The sequence below is a fragment of the Runella sp. MFBS21 genome (assembly GCF_029433105.1).
In the GTDB taxonomy this organism is placed as follows: domain Bacteria; phylum Bacteroidota; class Bacteroidia; order Cytophagales; family Spirosomataceae; genus Runella.
This window is the reverse complement of record NZ_JARNTW010000004.1, coordinates 168,483-191,051: the sequence shown is the minus strand read 5'-3', so window position 1 is coordinate 191,051 and position 22,569 is coordinate 168,483. Positions and strand designations below refer to the sequence as shown.

General features: G+C 40.5%; 16 protein-coding genes and 1 tRNA gene. 5 read left to right on the top strand and 12 right to left on the bottom strand.

All coding sequences use genetic code 11. The features are described from left to right. The 12 genes from P1X15_RS11275 to P1X15_RS11220 all read right to left on the bottom strand — a co-directional run bounded on the left by P1X15_RS11275 (position 1) and on the right by P1X15_RS11220 (position 15,418). Positions 1-1,023, bottom strand: coding sequence for a heme A synthase (locus P1X15_RS11275; protein ID WP_277338226.1), 1,023 nt, complete (start codon positions 1,021-1,023; stop codon positions 1-3). Then, positions 1,001-2,881, bottom strand: coding sequence for a cbb3-type cytochrome c oxidase subunit I (locus tag P1X15_RS11270; protein WP_277338225.1), 1,881 nt, complete (start codon positions 2,879-2,881; stop codon positions 1,001-1,003). Before P1X15_RS11270 ends, P1X15_RS11275 begins: the two co-directional genes overlap by 23 nt. A gap of 30 nt (positions 2,882-2,911) precedes the next feature. Continuing rightward, positions 2,912-4,030: a cytochrome c oxidase subunit II gene (locus P1X15_RS11265; protein WP_277338224.1), complete on the bottom strand. Its 1,119-nt coding sequence runs from the start codon at positions 4,028-4,030 to the stop codon at positions 2,912-2,914. Between the two features lie 30 nt (positions 4,031-4,060). Then, the gene (locus P1X15_RS11260) at positions 4,061-5,386 is read right to left on the bottom strand and encodes a quinol:cytochrome C oxidoreductase (protein ID WP_277338223.1); all 1,326 of its coding nucleotides are present in this window, start codon (positions 5,384-5,386) and stop codon (positions 4,061-4,063) included. Between the two features lie 92 nt (positions 5,387-5,478). Then, positions 5,479-6,069 carry a cytochrome c gene (locus P1X15_RS11255; RefSeq protein ID WP_277338222.1) on the bottom strand — a complete coding sequence of 197 codons (591 nt, stop codon included), beginning with the start codon at positions 6,067-6,069 and terminating at the stop codon, positions 5,479-5,481. Between the two features lie 14 nt (positions 6,070-6,083). Continuing rightward, the gene (locus tag P1X15_RS11250) at positions 6,084-6,611 is read right to left on the bottom strand and encodes a DUF3341 domain-containing protein (protein ID WP_277338221.1); all 528 of its coding nucleotides are present in this window, start codon (positions 6,609-6,611) and stop codon (positions 6,084-6,086) included. A gap of 57 nt (positions 6,612-6,668) precedes the next feature. After that, positions 6,669-8,096 (bottom strand): NrfD/PsrC family molybdoenzyme membrane anchor subunit, encoded by a 1,428-nt coding sequence (nrfD, locus tag P1X15_RS11245; RefSeq protein ID WP_277338220.1) that lies wholly within the window; start codon positions 8,094-8,096, stop codon positions 6,669-6,671. A 68-nt stretch (positions 8,097-8,164) separates the two neighbouring features. Continuing rightward, positions 8,165-11,254: a TAT-variant-translocated molybdopterin oxidoreductase gene (locus P1X15_RS11240; protein WP_277338219.1), complete on the bottom strand. Its 3,090-nt coding sequence runs from the start codon at positions 11,252-11,254 to the stop codon at positions 8,165-8,167. A gap of 70 nt (positions 11,255-11,324) precedes the next feature. Further along, positions 11,325-12,530: a c-type cytochrome gene (locus P1X15_RS11235; protein ID WP_277338218.1), complete on the bottom strand. Its 1,206-nt coding sequence runs from the start codon at positions 12,528-12,530 to the stop codon at positions 11,325-11,327. Positions 12,531-12,827: 297 nt separating this feature from the next. Further along, positions 12,828-12,898, bottom strand: a tRNA-Cys gene (locus P1X15_RS11230). A gap of 62 nt (positions 12,899-12,960) precedes the next feature. After that, positions 12,961-14,778: a 30S ribosomal protein S1 gene (gene rpsA, locus P1X15_RS11225; protein ID WP_273213132.1), complete on the bottom strand. Its 1,818-nt coding sequence runs from the start codon at positions 14,776-14,778 to the stop codon at positions 12,961-12,963. A 127-nt stretch (positions 14,779-14,905) separates the two neighbouring features. Further along, on the bottom strand, positions 14,906-15,418 hold the full coding sequence (locus P1X15_RS11220) for an HNH endonuclease (RefSeq protein WP_028668385.1): 513 nt from the start codon (positions 15,416-15,418) through the stop codon (positions 14,906-14,908). Between the two features lie 288 nt (positions 15,419-15,706). Here P1X15_RS11220 and P1X15_RS11215 point away from each other — a divergent pair, with 288 nt between their 5' ends. The 5 genes from P1X15_RS11215 to P1X15_RS11195 all read left to right on the top strand — a co-directional run bounded on the left by P1X15_RS11215 (position 15,707) and on the right by P1X15_RS11195 (position 22,568). Then, entirely contained in the window at positions 15,707-16,324 is a 618-nt protein-coding gene (locus P1X15_RS11215; RefSeq protein WP_277338217.1) for a TetR/AcrR family transcriptional regulator, read from the top strand. Between the two features lie 25 nt (positions 16,325-16,349). Then, complete coding sequence (locus P1X15_RS11210) at positions 16,350-16,775, top strand: DUF3995 domain-containing protein (RefSeq protein ID WP_277338216.1); 426 nt, start codon at positions 16,350-16,352, stop codon at positions 16,773-16,775. A 195-nt stretch (positions 16,776-16,970) separates the two neighbouring features. Continuing rightward, on the top strand, positions 16,971-18,338 hold the full coding sequence (locus P1X15_RS11205; RefSeq protein ID WP_277338215.1) for a TolC family protein: 1,368 nt from the start codon (positions 16,971-16,973) through the stop codon (positions 18,336-18,338). A gap of 42 nt (positions 18,339-18,380) precedes the next feature. Then, a complete protein-coding gene (locus P1X15_RS11200; RefSeq protein WP_277338214.1) occupies positions 18,381-19,457 on the top strand; it encodes an efflux RND transporter periplasmic adaptor subunit in 1,077 nt (358 codons plus the stop codon). Positions 19,458-19,517: 60 nt separating this feature from the next. Beyond that, positions 19,518-22,568 carry an efflux RND transporter permease subunit gene (locus tag P1X15_RS11195; protein WP_277338213.1) on the top strand — a complete coding sequence of 1,017 codons (3,051 nt, stop codon included), beginning with the start codon at positions 19,518-19,520 and terminating at the stop codon, positions 22,566-22,568. Position 22,569 lies beyond the last annotated feature (1 nt).

Genomic DNA, 22,569 nt, shown 5'->3' with positions numbered 1-22,569 from the left:
TCACACATTAATGGGGCTGCTTTTCACAACCGAGTTTTGGGTAAATACCACCTTTGCATTTATTAACAAACCTATCACAAATTGTAGGCCTAAAGCAAGGGTAGCCAATGTAAGGTGGATAGGCTGAACAATCGCTGGAACGCTCAAATATGCCAATATCACCCCTGAGATAATTTCAACCCCAACCATTATCAACAGAACCATTGTCAGTTGGGATAAGACTCCTTTCGTTACTATATTCTTTTTAAGCCAGTAAACTAGCCCTATATGAAGAATCATAATCAATATTGAAAAAGAGCGATGTACGTAAAATGAAAGTCCTAAATTATCAATCCATTCAGTGCGTCTTTCATTACCGAGTCGTTCTGTCACTACATCCATAGCCTCTCTCACTTGAGTTCCTATCAAAACTTGGATAAGTGATAGTCCTATGGTGATAAATAGCCACCGGTTAAGCAGTGTTTTATTTCCTATTTTTTCAATTTGGATATTCCCCACATAGGTACGTGCCACCACATACAATAGAAAAAAAACAATCACAATGGCCAAAAGCATGTGCAAAGTCACTAACCACGGTGCCAACTCATTAGAAACGACTTTTGAACCTAGCCATCCCTGAAAACCTACCAGTAAAAAAGTAAGCAAGCTTACAGTAAATACAGGGCGATCTTTTTTAATATATGACACCGACGCAACCAAAGTTGCAAAAATCATAAGACCTGTAAATGCCCCAAAAAGACGATTGAGGTATTCTGTCCAAGTCTTGAAGGCATTAAACTCAATTTCACCTTTGAGTTTAGCACCATATATTTCCTGATAATTTGGAGGTAGCTGAGATACCTCTGTGGGGGGAACCCAGCTTCCAAAGCACTTTGGCCAATCAGGGCATCCCATTCCAGAACCAGTACTTCTAACGATACCTCCAATCAGTATCAAAAGATAGACTACAACTACCGTTAGAAGTGCCAGTCTTCGAAATAGGCGATTATTATCGTTTGAATTAATGAGCCGCGAATTGGTCATTATAATTTTGAGCCTCAATTTCTTTTTCCTGAGCTATATACTCATTCTCATGCGGGAAGTTAGATTCGGGCGTTTGGGAATGAGGTATATTCTGAGGAATAAAGTCAACTTCAGAGCCAGGTTTGCTATAATCATATGGCCAACGATATACTGCTGGAATCTCACCAGGCCAGTTTCCATGACCTACGTTTACTGGAGTAGTCCACTCCAATGTATTTGATTTCCATGGGTTTGGAGGAGCTACTTTACCCTTAAACATGCTGTAGAAGAAATTCCAGAGAAATACAAATTGAGCAAAGAAAGTGAAAATTGCCGCAATACTTATAAACATGTTTAAGTCTGTAAACGACTTCGTAAAATCAAAACCAGTGAATTGGTAATAACGGCGAGGGAAACCAGCTATACCAACATAGTGCATTGGCATAAATACTAAATATACCCCCGCAAAAGTCAACCAGAAGTGGATTTGTCCTTGGGTATTATTAAGCATTCTACCAAACATCTTGGGATACCAGTGATAAATACCCGCAAAGAAACCAAAAGCAGAAGCAGCTCCCATTACGATGTGGAAGTGAGCAACTACAAAATAAGTATCGTGCAATTGGATATCAAGAGCAGAGTTACCTAAAATGATACCTGTCAAACCACCTGACACAAACAAAGATACCAATCCAATCGAGAACAACATCGCAGGAGTAAATACTATATTACCTCTCCAAAGAGTAGTAATATAGTTAAATGCTTTCACTGCTGAAGGTACCGCAATAATAAGGGTCAAAAACATAAAGATTGATCCTAAGAATGGATTCATTCCTGTCACAAACATATGGTGGGCCCATACAATAAACGCTAAGAAAGCAATTGCCATGATAGAAGCAATCATCGCACGATAACCGAAGATTGGTTTGCGAGAATTGGTAGCAATAATCTCAGAAGTAATACCCAATGCAGGCAAGAGTACGATATAAACTTCAGGGTGTCCTAAAAACCAGAACAAGTGTTGAAATAAGATAGGGCTACCACCGACATTTGGTAGAGCTTCACCATCGATATAAATTTCAGAAAGATAGAAACTAGTACCGAAATGACGATCAAAAATCAACAAAAGAGCAGCTGATAACAACACAGGGAATGAGATTACCCCCAAAACGGCTGTAATCAAAAATGCCCAAATTGTCAAGGGTAAACGCGTAAAAGTCATACCTCTTGTACGAAGGTTGATGACTGTAGTAATATAGTTTAAACTACCTAACAATGACGACATGATGAAGATAGCCATACTTGCTAACCAAAGCGTCATTCCCATTTCGGAGCCCATGTGAGCTTTAGGTAAAGCACTTAATGGAGGATAAATTACCCATCCCCCAGCTGCTGGACCTGTTTCTAGAAAAATAGAAACAAACATCAACAAACCTGAAATAAAGAAAAGCCAAAAAGATATCATATTCAAAAATCCAGATGCCATATCTCTAGCTCCTACTTGAAGCGGAATCAAAAAATTACTGAATGTACCGCTAAGGCCGGCAGTAAGTACAAAAAATACCATGATAGTACCATGCATTGTTACCAAAGCAAGGTAAAAATTTGGATCTAATGCACCTGTATCAGTGATCCATTTTCCTAAGATAGGTTTTAGCCAGCTTAGGTTAGCGCCCGGAAACCCTAATTGAAGCCGGAAAATAATTGACATCGCTGCCCCAATGATTGCCCAAAATATACCAGTAATCATGTATTGTTTAGCAATCACCTTGTGGTCTTCTGAGAAGATATACTTACGCCAGAAGTTTAACTCTTCATGATGTTCATGCTCATCATGAGCGTGAATATCGTGATCCAAATTGGCCTCTACTACCGACATTTTTATAAGAGTTTAAAGTGGTTGGTTAAGTTAACGTAATGACGCGCTTGTGGCTGCCGCTGAGCCTGATGCGGCAGTTGTGCTATCAGCAGCCTCTTCCACGTATGGAGCATAATCCATCGCTTTAGCACGCAATTTCTCAGGGATTTTGGAAATAAACTTAGGATTTGATTCCAAAATCAACGAAAGCTGTGGTTTTTGTTGTTGCTTCCAAGCATCTACTGCGGCCTTATCTTCAACTATTAAGCGAAGTTTCATTGCAAAGTGCCCACGTCCACATACTTCAGTACAAGCAATTTCGTAATCAAAATTAGGATTATTTAATTCTGCACGCATTTGTGCAGTAGACTTATCTGGAATGAACCAGAATTTTGTAGGCATTCCTGGAACTGCATCCATTTTAACTCGCATGTGAGGAATATAAACACTGTGCAATACATCACGAGCACGAATTTTCAACAATACTGGCTTGCCCACTTCTACGTGCATCTCACTAGGATTAATAAAATCATCCATGGATGCTTCGTCTGAGTAGTCAATTCCCATTTCATTGTCAGATGAAATGAGCTTGTAGTTATAATTGCCGAGTTTGTTATCTTGCACACCACCATAGCGTACAATCCATCCAAACTGCTTACCCATGATTTCTATTACTTGCGAATCTGCGGGGGCATCAGCCATAATCTGAGTCCAAGTACGAAAGCCCAAGAATACCAATACGGCCATTATCACCGCTGGCACAGCCGTCCAAATCAATTCAAGTTTGTGATTTTCAGGATAAAATGTGGCTTTATAACCTTTCTTATATTGGTATCTCCAAGAAAAGAAAAACAATAAGAAATTAACTGCAAAAAAAGCAATGGTCAGTAATGACATATCAAACCAAAACTGACTATCCGTTTCACGTCCGTGGGGCGATGACGCTTCTGGCAAGAAATAATCTTTAGCAGACCAATAAGACGCTGCCACACCGATTGTTCCTAGAACCAAGAAAACAATCCAAAGTGCACCATTAACTTTGTTGTTAGGAACTGGCATATCATCCTGATTGTCAGGCTGAACACCTTTCATAACCTTTTGTAATTTTGCTGCTATCGCGATTGCTACGCCTAACAGCACTACTAACAATATTCCAACTAAATAAACCATCGTATTAGGATAAGTTGTAAACTAATTATTTTAAGCAACATCGTGATGCAAAGACTCCTCTAGCATTGGGTGATTACGAGGGATAAGATTTGCTTTAGTAAGTTGAGTTGAAACCGACCAAATAAATCCGCAGGCAAACAACAGTACAAAACCGAACTCTACTGCTCCAAAACCACCATTAGCACCAACTGTACCAGGCATAATATTAGTATAGAAATCAAAATAGTGTCCGACAAGAATTGACCAACAAGCGACTTTCAATATTATCGAGGTACGTTTTGAGTCTCTCGTCATTAAAACTAAGAACGGAAGCACAAAGTTTAAAATAATATTCACAAAGAATGGGGCTTTGTAGATTCCTCCATATCCTGAAAAACGCTCACGGAAATAGATAGTTTCTTCTGGTAAGTTGGCGTAGTAAATCAACAAAAATTGAGCAAACCATACATACGTCCAGAAGATTGAAAACGCAAAACAAAACTTACCTAAATCGTGTAAGTGGCTTGCATTTACCGCTTTCAAATATCCTTTTTCTTTTAGGGTCACAATCGTCAAAGTCATCGTTGCCAAACCAGCCACGTGCCAGCTTGCGAGCGTATACCATCCAAACATAGTAGAAAACCAGTGCGTATCAATTGACATCACTAAGTCCCATGCCGAGGTAGAAGAAGTAACAGCAAAAACAACCAAAAAGGCAGTACCAAATTTGATTGATTTATAATAATTGGCTGTGCCTCCAATCTCATCTTCTTGAAGAGAAAGAGTACGAATCACTCTCCATAATCCATACCAAAGTCCAAAATATAAGACTAAGCGAATATAGTAGAATGGCTTATTCAAAAAGCCCTTTTTGCCAGCGATGATTGCATCATAATGCTCGCTAGTAGGGTCCATAATTCCTTCGTGCATCCAATGGAACAGCTTATCCCCAAACAAAACGGCTATCACAATAATAATAATAGCTGGAATTGGTAAGAAAGCAGGCATCGCTTCTGGAACACGTTTAAAAACGGCTGACCATCCTGCTTGGGCAAGATAATTGTACGAAATAAAAAACATCCCCACCACTGAAATGCCGGCAAAATATACACTATTTACCCACAAATTGGCAATGATACGTTGTGTCCAGTGATAGCCATGACCATGGTCATGAGCATGCTCGGCAGCATGACCAGCAGCTGCATGAGCAGCATCGTGAGCTTCGTGGCCATGCCCTCCGCCCTGCGACAACAAATATGCTCCCACCAAAACCAGTGCGGCACCGATACCCATGCCAATCAGCAGATTACGTTTTGATTCGGCGGTAAATTCAAATTGTTCTTCTACAGAAACAACTTCGTGATGATGTGCGCCCATTATAAATCTTTGTCGTTAATTGTTTATTGTTTTTGTTAGTTGTCAATGGATTGACTCTATGTCATCATATCCATCGACTTTTAACTTCTTACTTAGCTTTTCTGTAATTTATGAACATAGTGAGCGATTTTCCAACGCTCTTCTGGAGTCACCTGTGAGCCATGTGGCCACATACGTCCTTTTCCATGCGTAATTACATGAAAAATGTGTCCATCCGTCATATTCAGATAAGCATCTGCTTTATAATTTGGTACCCCTTTGTACATATCTGCTACAGGGCCATCACCTGCGCCACCTTCTCCGTGACAGTGTTGGCAATAGCGTGTATACAAAGCTTTACCCTCAGCTAAGGCTTTTGCATTGTTAGGAACAGGATTTTTGAGCACTGCCTCCGCAGTAGCCAAATCATCTTTTCCTAAATGATAAATCATCAAATCAACACTTGCGCTATCAAATTGAGTCTTATAGTTCCTACGTGACACCGTTCCTACTACCGGTTCTCTCATGTTTTTACCATCAGCATTGATTGGGTTTTTCTCAATTTGAGTGTACGGTTCATACCCAACCGAATTGTACATGTTAGGAGCATATTCCAAGCCAGTATCATCGTGACCACGCTTACATGAAGTCATGGTAGCAATCCCAGCAAAAACGGCAATTATCAATGTATGTATTCTTTTCATCGTATTTTAATGCATTACAACTGTTTTATACTCACTTCTTCTGCCCCAGACGCTTTAACAATACTAGCGATTTCTGCTTCTGACAATTTGTTTTTGCTAAGGTCAATGGCCATTACAAATTTATTGTCGGTACAACGTGGGTCAAACAAAAGAGGCTTTACAGTAGGCCCTAATCCATTGGTGATAAAGAAGCTGATTGTCATTCCAAATGCAGTAAACAATACAGTCAACTCAAACATGACAGGTACATAGTTTGGAAGCGAAATAGGGTCTTTTCCTCCAATTACCATTGGCCAATCTATTCCCATAGTCCAAGTCGTAAGAAGCAATGCACACAAGAATCCAGTGCATCCAAAACAAAAAGCGGCAATACCTATTCTAGTACGCGGATGCCCAATAGCAATATCCATACCGTGAATCGCAAAAGGAGAATAAACTTCATAGATTTTCACCCCTGAGTTTTTCAACTTACCAACGGCCGACAACACCACATCGTCATCATCGTAAACACCTACTAAAAACTTTTTATTAATATCCGTCATTTTTTTGTCAGTTAAATTTTAGGATTTGAGATTATGTATCTTTTCGATACTTCTCTCTTATTCAGCATCTTTTTTGTAGGCGGGCGAAGCCAAACGATCCGCTTTTGATACACCAGAAATTTTCTTAGGCAATTTCTCAGATGATGTTCTAATTACTGCTTTTACTTCGGCCATGTTAATCACTGGCAAGTATTTAGAAAACAAGAAGAAAAGAGTAAAGAATAGCCCGAATGAGAAAATGTAATCTCCAATATCAAACATAGTAGGGTAGAACATTGCCCAGCTTGAAGGAATGTAATCGCGGTGAAGTGAAGTTACAATAATCACAAAACGCTCAAACCACATACCAATGTTTACAACTACTGACAAAAAGAAGGTCCAAGTTATACTACGACGAATCTTACGGCTCCAAAACAACTGTGGAGAGATTACGTTACAAGTCATCATCGCCCAGTATGCCCACCAGTAAGGACCTGTAGCACGGTTGATAAAAGCATAACTTTCATATTCTACTCCAGAGTACCAAGCAATGAAGAATTCAGTAAGATAAGCTACCCCCACGATTGACCCAGTCAAAGTGATGATTGTATTCATCATCTCAATGTGCTCAAAAGTGATGTAATCTTCTAATTTGTACACTACGCGTGTCACAAGCATCAAGTTTTGTACCATGGCAAAGCCAGAGAAAATCGCACCTGCTACGAAGTAAGGAGGGAAGATAGTCGTGTGCCAGCCTGGAATAACCGAAGTTGCGAAGTCAAATGATACGATAGTGTGTACTGAAAGTACGAGGGGAGTTGATAAACCAGCCAAAATCAAGCTGATGTATTCGTAACGTGCCCAAGTTTTTGAAGAGCCATTCCATCCCATAGCCAATGTGCCATAGATATACTTAGACACTTTGTTTTGAGCCCGATCGCGAATAGTAGCCAAATCAGGCACTAAACCTACGTACCAAAACAAACACGATACAGAGAAATAAGTCGAGATTGCAAATACGTCCCACACAAGAGGAGAGTTGAAGTTTACCCACAACGAACCAAATGTATTAGGAAGAGGTAATGCCCAGTGAGCCAACCAAGGACGCCCCATGTGCATTAAGATAAATGAAGCCGCACAAATAACGGCAAAAATGGTCATCGCTTCTGCCGCACGGTTGATGGATGTTCTCCATTTTTGGCGAAACAACAACAAAATGGCTGAAATCAACGTACCTGCGTGACCAATCCCAACCCACCATACGAAGTTGGTAATGTCCCATGCCCAGCCGACCGTTTTGTTTAGGCCCCAAACGCCCAATCCTTCCCACCAGGTCCAGAATAAGCAGGCTGTCCCGTAAGCTAAAACCGCTAATGAAATACCAAAAGCGACTTTCCATTCTTTGGTAGGCTTGCCTTCCACCTGCTTGCAGATATCCTCTGTCACATCGGCATATGTTTTGCCACCAGTTACGAGAGGGGTTCTTACGGGTGAAGTAACGTGCATATCTATTGAAAGTTATTTGTTAGTAGTTATCTTTTAATTTAAAAACCAATTTTTGTTCACTAAGGATATTAGTGTCCTCCATGCTCAGCATGTTCTGTGGCAGTAGCAGCTTTCGCATCAACGTCTTTGTTACGGATTTTGGTCAAATACGTAACTTGTGGCTTAACGTTGATTTCTTCCAACATCGTAAAAGCACGATTATCTTTCTCTTCTGCCAACAACTTAGAAATGCGGCTTTCTGGATCATTCATATCTCCAAAAATAATCGCATCAGTAGGGCAAGATTGCGAACATGCTACCTCAATTTCGCCATCAACTGGACGACGACGCTCCTTCTTAGCATTGAGTTTACCTTCTTGAATACGCTGTACGCACATTGAGCACTTTTCGATTACCCCACGTGAACGCACTGTTACGTCTGGATTGATTACCATCTTACCAAGGTCATTGTTGAAGTGGTAATCGAAGTTATCGTTATCAAAGTACTTAAACCAGTTGAAACGACGTACTTTATAAGGGCAGTTGTTGGCACAATAACGAGTACCTACACAACGGTTATAAGCCATTTGGTTCAAACCTTCAGTACTGTGAGTCGTAGCCAATACGGGACATACCGTCTCACAAGGAGCATTACCACAGTGCTGACACATCAAAGGTTGGAAAGTCACCTCTGGATTTTCGGAAGCGATTTCTAATCCTTTCAAATCTTCCACCGCATCACTGCTATAATAGCGGTCGATACGAATCCAGTGCATCTCACGACGATTGATAACTTCCTGACGTCCTACTACAGATACGTTGTTTTCGGCTTGACAGCTAATAACACAAGACCCACAACCTGTACATGAATTGAGGTCAATCACTAAGCCCCACGAGTGGTTTGGTTTTTCATAACCATTCCATAGCGAGATTTCGGTCGAAGATTTTACGCCTTCTGAAGTAAATACGTGAGGGAAATAACGCCCTGCTTTTGTATCTTTTTGGTATTCTGGCAAACGAGCTTCTTGCAATACCGCCTTACGAGCCATTACGGTCTCGTGAGTTTGGGTTTGTGCAATTTTATGAGTACTTCCTGTTTTGCTTACAGTCCCTTCCCCCGCATTGAAACTAATAAATCCAGCCTTATACTGTGCAAAAGGGAACACATTCACCCCCACTCCATTACCAGATTTACCAGCTTTCTCACGACCATAACCAATGGCGATTGCAACGGTTCCGTTGGCTTGGCCTGGTTGTACCAAGACAGGTAATTCTAGTGATTTGCCTTTAACTTCTACTTTTACTACATCGTTTTGAGAAAGCCCCATTTCCTGAGCCGTTTTCTGCGAAACACTTGCATAGTTGTCCCAACATGCCTTAGTAATAGGTTCTGGGAATTCTTGCAACCATGGATTATTGGCAAGTGTACCTGTGCCCATTCCCACTTTTTCGTACAAAACTACTTCAATACCTGAACCTGACTTGTAGGTGTTTTTTACAGCAATGATAGCCGCATCTACTCCAGCAGGAGTACCTGCACCACTTGCCGTAGAAGCACCAGCACGCTCATATACGCCATCATGCAATGCTTTGGTCCATGCGTTCTCGAAATCACTACCTCCAAGGATATTGTTTTTCCAGAAATTGCGCAAGTACGCGTAGAAATCTTCGCTTAAACCAGCCCATTTAAGAAGGCTTGATTGGGCTTGACGTGTTTTATAAATCAAAGAGATTGTTGGCTGCTGAAGGCTATAAGAACCAGCTTTTGGCTCAGCATCTCCCCAAGACTCTAAATAGTGAGGAGCAGGCGTGATGTATTTACACAAAGAAGCCGTTTCTTCTGCGCGATCTGCAAATGATACTGAAAGGCTTAATTTTGAAATACCGTCTTTCAATTCTGCACCTCTAGGATGGTCGTATACAGGATTACATCCATAAAAAATAACTGCACTTACTGCGCCGTTTTTAACACCGTCCACCAATTCATTCATGGCAGTGTCGTTTCCTTGACGATAATAAGTAGGCGAGCCTAAATCGATAGTAGTTCCATAAGAACCCAATGCACTATTTAGTGCATTGACTACAATCTGTACATTGGGATCATTAGAACCTGATACTACCAATGCCGCTCCTTGTGCAGCTTTCAAATCTTTAGCGGCTTTGTCGATGAGCTTATCAACTTCTGCCCCTAAAGAAACACCAGCAGCGCCACTGATTTTATTATATAAAGCCAATGCCACCAATCCTTCTTGAGAAGGCTTAACGGCGGCACGATAATCGGCATTTGAACCTGTTAAAGAAAGGATAGTCTCAAATTGATAGTGGCGAGACATATCGCGTTTGCCACCTTTGGCACTACTCAACTTACGCCCTTTTACGTATTGACGAGAAAATTCATCAGCAGAAAGCCACGTACCTAAAAAATCACAGCTAAGACCTACAATTACTTTGGCTTTACTAAAGTCATAAGAAGGAATAGCAGCCTTAGAAAAAGAAATCTCATTAGCTTTTACCAAACCAGCCAATGAGTTAGCATCGTAAGTGATGTGTTGAGTAGTGGGATATTTCTTCGTAAAATCTGAAATAACGGCTTTGGTTGAAGGGCTAAGAATAGTCGAAGATACGATACGAATCTGCCCACCTTTAGCAGCGATAGAAGCTAGCTGAGAGGAGATTTCTTTATCAATAGTATCCCATGCGGCATCTGCCTCTCCTTTTTTAGGGCCTTTAAGTTTTTCGACGTCATAAAGTGCCAACAAAGAAGCGTGAGCACGAGCACTAACACCCCCACCCGAAACACTTGACTGGCGATTTCCCTCAATTTTGATGGGGCGGCCTTCTCTTGTTTTTACCAAAATGCTGGTATAATCTCCTCCTTCTGCATAGGTAGAAGCATACCAATCAGCAATAGAAGGAAAAGTATCAATAGGTTTATTGATATAAGGAATTGACTTTCTAACAGGAGCATCACAAGCTGCCAATGAAACGGCAGCGACCCCAAATCCCAATACTTTTAGGAAGTCACGACGGTCTGATCCAATGCCATCTACAATACTCTTGTTTTGGCTAGAATCTGTAGATTCAAAACTACCGAACTCATTATGGGCATTTTTTATAAACGTCTCGTCATTTCGAAGTTCCTCTAATCCTTTCCAATACCTCTTTGTTTGGGTTTCCATATATTTGATAGATTCTGGATTCTTGTTTTTGATTTGTGATTTGTGCCTTAGTGATTATAATCACAAATTTTTAATAATGACACTTTGAACATTCTAAACCACCGATGTCAGCAACCTTCAATGGTTCTTTGCTTTTCGACTTGTGAAGTTCAACTAGCTTATCATAGTAAGTGTTTTCTTTGGTATTAACTTCTGTCTTACGGTGACAGTCGATACACCATCCCATGGTAAGAGATGAGCGTTGCTCCACTACTTCCATGGTCTGGATTTCGCCGTGGCATTGTTGACACTGCACTCCTCCTACATTTACGTGCTGAGCGTGATTGAAATAAGCCAAATCAGGCAGGTTATGAACGCGTACCCACTCGATAGGTTGGTCTTTTTCGATAGCAGTGTATATTTTCTGAATCTCAGGAGATTCTTTTTTAATAACTCCGTGGCAGTTCATACAAATGTTGGCCGATGGAATAGTAGCAGATTTACCACGATTCACCCCTGTATGACAGTAGTTACAATCAATTTTGTACTGACCTGCATGGAGTTTATGTGAGAATGCGATAGGTTGTTTAGGAGCATATCCTTGTTGAATTCCAACTCCGTACATCCCATCAATGGTAGCTTTGGTTACCATCAAAATAAAAAACCAAACTGTTGCACTTCTTACGGCAGAATTACGGCTCAAACCTACAAGACCATTACGGAGCTTGTCAGAAAACGAACCTTCTTCACCTGCTGTAGCTGTACCACTTACAGCTTTTGACAAAATAGACACGATTGCCATCAATACCCCAAGTACAAGAAGCATTACTATCAACAATGCTACTAATATATAGGTAAACAAATCTGACGGGGCAGCATCTCCACTAGCTTGCCCACCAGCAGCGGCTCCAGGAGCGGCCGTAGTAACAACAGGAGCTGCATTTGCTTTTTCGATATAAGCTAAGATGTCTTTTACTTCTTTCTCACCGAAAGCCGGAAAAGCTGTCATCTGAGCTTTGTTAAATTTGTTGTATAACGCTACAGCGTACTCATCCCCAGATTGAATGACACCATTCGGGTTTTTTACCCATTTAACAATCCAAGCTACATCGCGGCGTTTTTGAACGTCTTTCAAACCCGGCCCTACTGCCACTTCGTCGGAAGTTGCGTGACAGGCCTTACAGTTATTATTAAATAGCGTTTCGCCATTAGCTGCATCACCATCTTGTGCCACCGCTTGGGTGATGCTCGTAGTAGCTATTAAAGCAACTAGAAAGAATTGGGCAATACTGCGCATTTTTTTGAAAAATAAACTACTTTTCATTCGTGTATGAATTAACAAAAACATGATACTCCTTGACCCTACAAAAGTAATGCACGATTGAATACGTGCCAAAGCATTTCTATCGTTAATTTGCAATAATTTATTATTTAGATTTCTTCTAATTAAGCCGTTAATAACCTACTAAGTACATTCAAGTGCATTATTTTCATCAAAAATCAACCCTATTGAAAACAAAAAATACCATTTTAGCCATAGTTAGTTTTTTTGGCCAAAATGGTATTTTTTTTAGAAAACAACCTTTAGTAGTAGAGGTCCCGAGCGGATTCGAACCGCTGTACGAGCTTTTGCAGAGCTCTGCCTAGCCACTCGGCCACAGGACCTTTTTGTAAACCTTATAGGCTTTTTTGAAGCCTATAAGGTTTGGGAGCGCAAATATAATAAATTATTCGGTTTCCGCTTCTTTTGTTTTTTTAGAAGGAGCAGATTTTTTTCTTTTTTCTCCTTCTTCAAGTTGCTCTTTCAAAGCAGAGAGTGCTTCCAAATCCCCTAGAGTTGCTTTTTCAGCATCTTTAGGTTTTTCTGCTTTTGCAGCGGGCTTGGGTTTCTCTTCTACTTTAGGCTCTTCTTTCTCTTGCCATGTTTTAGTGTGAGAAAGTACGATGCGTTTTTCTTCTTTGTGGAACTCAGTCACTTTAAAATCAAGTGATTCTCCAACTTCAGCAACGCTACCGTCTTCTTTCACAATATTTTTAAGGATAGCTACTCCTTCAATACCATAAGGCAATTCGAGAGTGGCTACTTTATCGCCTTTTGCTACAATAGTACACTTGTGAACAGATCCTACAGTAAATACGCTTTCAAACGTATCCCATGGGTTTTCTTCAAGGTGCTTGTGGCTTAGAGACAAGCGACGGTTTTCAGCGTCTAGTTCGAGTACCATTACATCAAGCTCATCACCTACTTTGATGAAGTCGCTAGGATGTTTGATTTTTTTAGTCCAAGAAAGGTCAGATACGTGTACAAGTCCGTCGATACCTTCTTCCAACTCAAGGAAAAGACCGAAGTTTGTCAAGTTGCGTACTACACCTTTGTGAACAGTACCTACAGCATACTTGTCAATGATTTCTTGACGAGTCCAAGGATCAGCAGTAAGTTGTTTTAAGCCAAGTGACATTTTACGCTCGTTACGATCAAGTGTCAATACGACGGCTTCTACTTCATCGCCAATTTTCAAGAAATCTTGTGGGTTACGCAAATGCTGCGACCAAGACATTTCAGATACGTGAATCAATCCTTCTACGCCAGGCATGATTTCGAGGAATGCACCATAATCTGCTACATTTACCACTTTACCTTTTACTTTAGAACCGATTTCGATTTCTGCTGCAAGTGCTTCCCAAGGATGAGCCTGCAATTGCTTCATACCAAGAGAAATGCGTTTTTTGTCTTCGTCGAAGTCAAGCACAACCACGTTGATTTTTTGGTCAAGGTGCAACAAGTCCGAAGGATCATTGATGCGACCCCAAGAAATATCAGTAATGTGCAACAAACCATCCACACCACCAAGATCGATAAACACCCCGAACTTAGTCATGTTTTTGATTACACCTTCAAGTACTTGACCTCTTTCAAGGTTAGTAAGAATTTGTTGACGCTGTGCTTCAAGGTCTTTCTCAATAAGTACTTTGTGAGATACTACCACGTTGTTGTTGGCATGGTTAATCTTCACAACTTTCACTTCCATTTTCTTACCTACGAAGATATCGAAGTCACGAATAGGTTTCACATCGATTTGTGAACCTGGCAAGAAAGCTTCAATACCATAAATATCTACAATCAGACCACCTTTGGTACGGCGTTTTACAAATCCGTCGATTACCAAATCATGATCAAATGACTTCTGGATATTGTCCCAAGCAGTGATTACACGTGCTTTTTTGCGGGATAAAATCAACTGTCCGTTGGGATCTTCTTGATTTTCGATATACACTTCAATTTCGTCGCCGATTTTCAGATCCGTCAAATCACGGAATTCTGAGCGCGGTACGATACCGTCAGATTTTGAGCCAATGTTCAAAATCACTTCGCGGTCATTCATACCGACCACGACTCCTTTTACAACTTCTTTTTCGGCGACTGGTGAGAGTGTCCCATTGATTAATTGTTCCATCTGAGCTCTCTCAGATGCAGTATAGCCGCTACCGAAGCCGCGGTTATCAGCTCTATCCCAATCGAAATCAGTTAATTGAGTTTTACTCATAAGAGATTTTAAAATTGCCTTTCTATACATCAGCCATCAGGCAAAGTGACTGAAATTTGGTGAAAAAAATCTTAGCTTTCGCAAACGGAGTGCAAAAGTAGATATTTCCCCAAAAAAAAGCAATTTTTTAATGAACCTTTTCTCTTTTCATCAAAAAAGGCTTCCATGACTCTTCGGTCGAACCAGAAAACTCACGTAAAAACATAATGAAGGATGGTTTAAAAGGGCGATGTTTCATCGGCATCGACGCCTCATCGGGTGTATAGTCCCCTTTACGGGTATTGCACCTTTTACAAGCTGTCACTAAATTGTCCCAACTAGTGCGTCCCCCGCGTGACTTTGGCATTACATGATCTAAAGTAAGATCTTCTTGGGCGCCACAGTACACACATCGATGCGAATCTCTCTTGAATATATTTTGCCGAGTCATCATCACTCCTTTATAAGGTAAGTTGATATAGCGATGCAACCGTATGACCGTTGGCATCGGAAACGTATCACTCACTGTACGCAAAAAATAAGAGGAAGACTCGGCTACTAACTCTGCCTTATTGAGATAAACTAACAAAAAGGCTTTGGGAACGGAGCAAATGCTCAACGCGGAGTAATCTTGATTCAATATTAAGACTTTCCTACCCATACCGATACAAGGGGTTTTTAGGTTTATGCAAGATACAAAAGATTATTATTAAAATTTATTTCTAATCCAATTTCTTAACATAAACTTCTTAAATCTCAAAGCACAAAATTTACATAAACTATTATTTTACAGAGCTTTAGGAAGTAAACTTTTGTTTATATTCCCCAATGTGTAGTAATATCGTATGAGGCTATGTCTATAAGTTTTTAAAAAATGACTTGCTTACTAAACAGTGTTTAGTATATTTGCATTGTTTATTCAAATACAATAGATTTACTACTGAGCACCATGGGTATTGCAGAGAGAAAAGAAAGAGAGAAAGAAGATATGCGTAAGCTTATTTTGAATGCGGCTCGTAAGCTTTTTTTAGAACAAGGTTACGAAAAAACAAGCATTCGTGGCATTGCAGACGCTATCGAGTACAGCCCTGCTACTATTTATTTATATTATAAAGATAAAAACGAACTATTGTTTGCACTACATGAGGATGCCTTCCTCAAAATGATGCAAGAGCTTGGCCAAGTAAGAAGTATTCATGACCCCTTTGCAAGACTACTCGAAATGGGACACCAATACATCAAATATGCCATAGAAAACCCCGAATTATACGATTTAATGTTTATCATGAAAGCTCCAATGGAGACTTTAGCCTGCCGTGAAGAAATATGGGAGGACGGCCTTAAAGCGTTCGGTTTTTTAAAAGAAGTAATCACCGACTGCGTAAATGCTGGCTACTTCAAAAACAAAAACATCGAGATATCTGCTCTTACTATATGGTCTTATATGCATGGATTGGTGAGCATATATCTCAAGAATCGTATGACCATGTTTCAGGATGATCAGCAGCTACAAGGTATGCAGCAGTCGTTTATCTTGTTTACCTCAATGATAAGAGATTCGTTATAACAAACTGAAATACAACTCATTTTCAATGTCAACTTTTTTTGCATCCGTTTTAATTTGCATCTTCCTGTCGATTGGAATACTGCATCTTTACTGGGCCGTAGGCGGCAAAAAATGGATAGATAGAGCCCTCCCAAAAACCGGAACAGGGCAACTGCTTTTCAAGCCTGGCACTCCTGAAACTATTATCGTAGCCTTAGGCTTATTTGGATTTGCTGGCATAATTGGCACAAAAGCCCATTTTATTTCACTTATCCTCTGGAATGAAAACTATCTCAGTTATGCCACTGCCATCATTGGTTTTCTTTTTTTAATAAGATCAATTGGAGAATTTCGGTATGTGGGTTTTTTCAAAAAGATAAAGCATACAGATTTTGGAAAAATGGATACGTTCTATTATTCTCCTTTGTGCTTCATGATTGCGATTATTTGTTTGATTATCTTAGTTTTATAAATAATACAGCCAACACAAAATCACTTAAACTCAAGCTATTATGCATAAAAATGTCATTCTATTTTCATCTTCAGTAAGGAAGCGGAGCTAGGCAGTATATTCACTTATCCCGCTATATCCAAGCATACTCATTTTTCAATAATTGTTAAGTAAATTTTTTTATCGTTTTTCTGAACACTGTTTATTAAATATGACATGATTAGGAGTTTCTTTTTAGTGGTATTGCTCCTACTAGGTGAGGAAGTAATCGCCCAACAATCAGCCATTTTGGAAGCATATGTACAAGAAGGCCTACAAAACAATCTTATTCTCAAACAAGAGGGACTAGAAATAAAAAAAGCCAGCGAAACGATTCGACAAGCCAAGGCGCTGTTTTACCCCAAAGTAAGTTTTAATCCTACTTACTCATTGGCAGCTGGCGGACGCAGGTTACAGTTTCCTGTGGGAGATTTGCTCAATCCCGTTTATAGTACTCTCAACCAACTTACCCAATCGAGTGTGTTTCCGCAAATCTCCAATGTAGACGAACTGCTCGCTCCCAATAATTTTCATGATACCAAGTTTGCGATTCAATACGCTATTTTCAACCCAGAAATTCAGTACAACTATCTGATTCAAAAGACATTGCTCACCGCCCAAGAAGCACGAAAAAGAGTGGTAGAGAATGAACTTCGCTATAATATCGAAGGGGCCTATTTTCAATTTTTACAAGCTGAAGAAGCGCTCAAAATATATAACAGTGCCGAAAAAACATTGCAAGAATTGCTGAGGTTGAATCAACGCTTGGCCTCAAACAATGTTGTTACGAAAGATGCGGTAGTAGGGGCAGAATACGAAATAAGCAAGCTAAAACAACAGATAGCCAACGCCGAAAAAAATCAAAAAACGGCGAAGGCTTATTTTAATTTTTTACTCAATAAAGACCTAGCGTCTTCGGTTGAAATTGATTCTGTATTTCTAAAAGCTAAATTTTCATCTGAATTGTCGGGGCCAGAAACGGCATCGTCTCTCGCCCAACTTGCTGTCACTAATCGACAAGAGCTCAAACAGTTAGAACAGTCAATATTGGCTTCTCAAACAGCTATTACACTCAACGAAAAAGCTGCCAGAATACCGTCATTTTTTATCGGAGCAAACACTGGTTTCCAAGGGTTTGGTTATACTTTTTCCAACCAAGCCTATGTCGTTGCCCAAATAGGATTACAATGGGATTTGTTTAAAGGATATGAACGAAAATCAAAAACCCAACAAGCCAAAATTCAAACGGAAATACTCCAAACCAAAAAACTGGAAGTCGAACGTCAGATAGAACTCCAAACGACACAAGCATTTTATGAATTGGAAGCCGCTCGCCAATCTTTCCAAACCTATGTGGACGGCGTCACCAAATCACAGCAATACTTTAGAATTATCGATAGTCGCTATCGCAATGGAAATGTACTGTTGATTGAGTACGTACGCGCCCAAAATGAAGTCCTAACGGCACAATTACAGCAATCGTTGGCCCAATTTGATGTTCTGAATAAGCAAGCTAACTTAGATAAAATTACCGCAATTAAATAAATCAGCAGGAATAGACTCTTTTCTAATAAAACCTAAAATGTCATGAATTACTTTCACAATAAATCACGTTTATGGCCTGTTTTCCTGGTGGTTACTGCATCCCTACTGACCGTCTTTTCTTGCAGTAACGACAAAAAAAACACTCAAAAAGAGGCTTCTACCGAAGAAGTTCTTGTTCCTATTTCTCTTTCGCCAGTCGAAACAGTCAGTCGTTCTGAAAGCATAACCGCCTCGGGGCTGGTTGCCTCTTCGGAAGAAGCCCGATTGTCTTTTAAGATTGGCGGGATAATCCAAAAAATATATGTTGTAGAAGGACAAAAAGTACGCAAAGGACAATTACTCGCCACTCTCAACTTGACCGAAATAGATGCACAAGTGAATCAAGCACAATATGGGGTCGAAAAATCAGAGCGTGATTTTAAGCGAGTTCAAAATATGTTTAAAGACACGGCGGCTACCCTCGAACAAATGCAAAATGTCACAACCGCTCTAGATGTAGCAAAACAAAACCTGCAAATAGCACAGTTTAATCGTTCGTATGCCCAAATCACCTCTCCTATCGACGGTGCCGTGATTAAAAAAATGGCCAACGAAGGCGAACTCACTGGTCCGGGTACTCCTATTTTTTATCTTACCTCCGACCGTCAAGGAGATTGGGTAGTTAGAGTAGGCGTCTCTGACAAAGACTGGGCAAGGCTCAAAGTAGGCGACCAAGCCTCTATTGTGCTAGACGCTTATCCCAACGAAACGTTTATGGGTATCGTTAAGAAATTGGCTCCCGCAGCCGACCCCATGAACAAACTCTATGAAATTGAAATCAAAATAACCCCTAACGGAAAGCGACTAGCCGCTGGCTTGTTTGCTAAAGTACAACTTAAACCCGTCCAAAATCGCTCTTACATCAAAGTTCCCATTGAAGCCATCGTAGAAGGCAATGGAAAGGATGCCTTTGTGTATGTACTTGATGATACGCGTAAGAAAGTAAAAAGACTTCCTATACAGATAGGGTTTATAGATGGCGATAAAGTACTCATCACCAATGGATTAGAAAACATCCAAGAAGTAGTAACGGCGGGGAGTGCTTTTTTGACCGAATCTTCTTTAGTAATAGTGAAATAACAACCATGAATCCAATATCTATCCTTCTGCGATAGGTATGTCATAGAAAACATTTTTCCGATGAATCTTTCAGAATTTTCCGTCAAAAACTGGCAGTTCATGCTCGTCATGTTTGTAGGCGTTGTGGCCCTGGGTCTCAATTCGCTCTTCAATATGCCTCGTTCAGAAGACCCTATTTTTGAAGCGCCTACTTTTGTGATAACGGTGATTTATCCTGGCACCGACCCAAAAGACATGGAAGAACTGGTAGTTGACCCTGTCGAAAAGCGCCTCAATGAACTCAAAGATGTCAACAATATCCGAACCACCATTGATGATGGCCTAGCGGTTTTTATGCTAGAATACGAATACGGTGTGGACAATGATGAAAAAAAACAGGAAGTGGCCCGTGAAGTAAATAGCATGAGGGGGATTTTACCTAATGATATTTTTGACATACGGTACTTCCAATTTGACCCTGGTTTGGTAAATATTGTACAAGTTGCTTTGGTATCGGAAGTGGCCTCTTACAAAGAGCTAGCTGACTATTCCGAAAAACTTCGTAAGGTTTTAGAAAAAAATAAAGATTTACGGAGTGTCAAAGATTTTGGTTTTCCCAAAGAAAACGTCCGAATTTCTCTCAATGTTGAGAAAATGGCACAAGAAGGAATTGCCCTTAATCGCGTATTGGGAGCACTTCAAGCCGAAAACCTCAACATTCCCGCAGGCAGTGTACAGGAAGGTGCCCGCCGATTCAATGTCAAAACCAGTGGTGATTACGAATCACTCGACCAGATTCGGAGTACTATAGTAGCCACCAATGGTCAAAAAATCATCTATTTAGGCGATGTAGCAGAAGTTGATTTCAACTATGAAGACGAAACCAACTACACGCGTCTCAATGGCAGTCGAGCAGTACTTGTAGTAGCAGCTCAAAAAGCTGGGAAAAATATTACAGAAACTGGAAAAAAACTCAACGCAACATTAACAACATTTGAAAAGGGAATGCCCAAACATATCAAAATGGTAAAATACTTTGACCAATCGGTCAGTGTAGATCGTCGTTTGGATCGTTTTGCCAAAGACTTTGGTATCGCCATTCTTTTGGTTGCACTTACATTGCTCCCTTTGGGCTTTAGAGCTGCGTTGGTAGTTATGATTTCAATTCCCTTATCCCTTGCTATTGGGCTGACAGCCGTGCATTATCTAGGCTATAGTATCAACCAATTGAGTGTAGTAGGTTTGATTGTAGCATTGGGTATTTTGGTGGATGATTCGATTGTGGTGGTCGAAAATATCGAACGATGGATGCGCGACGGCTATTCTAAACGCGATGCGGCGGTCAAGGCAACAAAGCAAATCACTTTGGCGGTGATTGGGTGTACTGTCACACTTATCTTGGCTTTTTTGCCCTTGATATTTTTGCCAGAAGCCTCGGGCGACTTTATCAGAAGCCTTCCCACTGCCGTAGTGACCACCATTTTGGCATCTATGTTGGTTTCACTCACTATTGTTCCTTTTTTGAGCAGCCGATTGTTGGAAAACAACCACAATCCCGAAGGGAATCTATTCTTAAGAGCGCTGAAAAAACTCATTTCTGGCTCTTATAGCCGACTGTTGAATTGGGCTTTACGACATCCCTTTCCTACCCTGCTGGTTGCAGGTTTGCTTTTTGGGGCTTCACTTACTATCCCCAAAATCATTGGATTTGGGTTATTCCCAAAATCAGAAAAGCCTATGTTTAGGGTCACGCTGGAGACTCCCGAAGGAAGTACACTTGATGAAACCAACCGTTCTACTCGCCTCATTGAAAATGAACTTAAAACGGTACCCGAAGTGAAGTTTTTCACTAGTAGTACTGGAAGAGGTGTACCTCGGATGTATTACAATGTGATTGAACGGTCAGAGTCAAGCAATTATGCAGAAGTTTTTGTCCAACTTCAAGACGAAATCCATCCCCCTGAAAAAGAGAAAGTCATTGAGCGCCTACGCGAACGCCTACGCTACATTCCTAATGCCAATGTCGAAGTAGTAGATTTTGAGCAGGGGCCTAATACAGAAGCTCCTATCGCTATCAGAGTAATGGGCGAAGACCTAGACAAACTAAGAAATGTAGCTGCCGATGTAGAAAAAATCTTGAAAGCTACTCCCGGGACTATTTATGTCAAAAATCCGCTTACTACTCGACGGACAGATTTACGGGTAAAAATAAACAAAGAAAAAGCGGGAATGCTCGGCGTATCGATAGCGGATATCAACCGAACGGTGAGACTTGCCATTGCAGGCTTGAATATTGGTAGCTACAAAGACTCCAAGGGCGATGACTACAATATCAATGTGACTCTCCCCAAAGGCAAAACCACGAATTCTGACATTCTAAAAAATCTATATGTCAATACCCTGACAGGTGCATCTATACCGCTTCGTCAAGTAGCCGACATTGAGTTTGAAGTCTCTACCAATCAAATACGCCACTATGACCGTGACAGATTTGTGACTATTTCGGCTTTTGTAAAAAATGGCTATTTGGTTGATAATGTTTATAAAGAAGTAATCAATAAGCTTGAAAAGTATCAATTCCCTCAAGATTTTACTTACAAAGCCGCTGGTGAATTAGAAGCCCGCGAGAAATCATTTGGCGGATTAGGCACAATCATTCTTATTACTGCTTTTGGTTTCATTGGCGTTCTGATTCTAGAGTTTGGGACTTTCAAAAGTTCCTTAATTGTGCTGTCAGTCATTCCTCTGGGCATCATTGGAGCATTTACGATGCTTTGGATTGTGGGCTATCCTCTTTCTTTCATCGCGGTTATTGGGTTGATAGCCTTGATTGGGATTGAAGTCAAAAACTCCATTTTGTTGGTTGATTTTACTAATCAGCTCCGCGAAGAAGGTCTTCCACTCTTAGAAGCGATTCAAGAAGCGGGCGAAATACGTTTTGTTCCTATTGTACTTACCTCTCTTACCGCTATAGGAGGACTTATTCCACTGGCTATCGAAGCCAATCCCCTTTATTCACCTCTGGCGTGGGTGCTTATAGGGGGTCTCATTAGTTCTACTTTATTATCAAGGATTGTGACACCGGTCTTGTATCGACTGATTCCCCCCAAAGTAGAGGTAAAAAACACCTAAC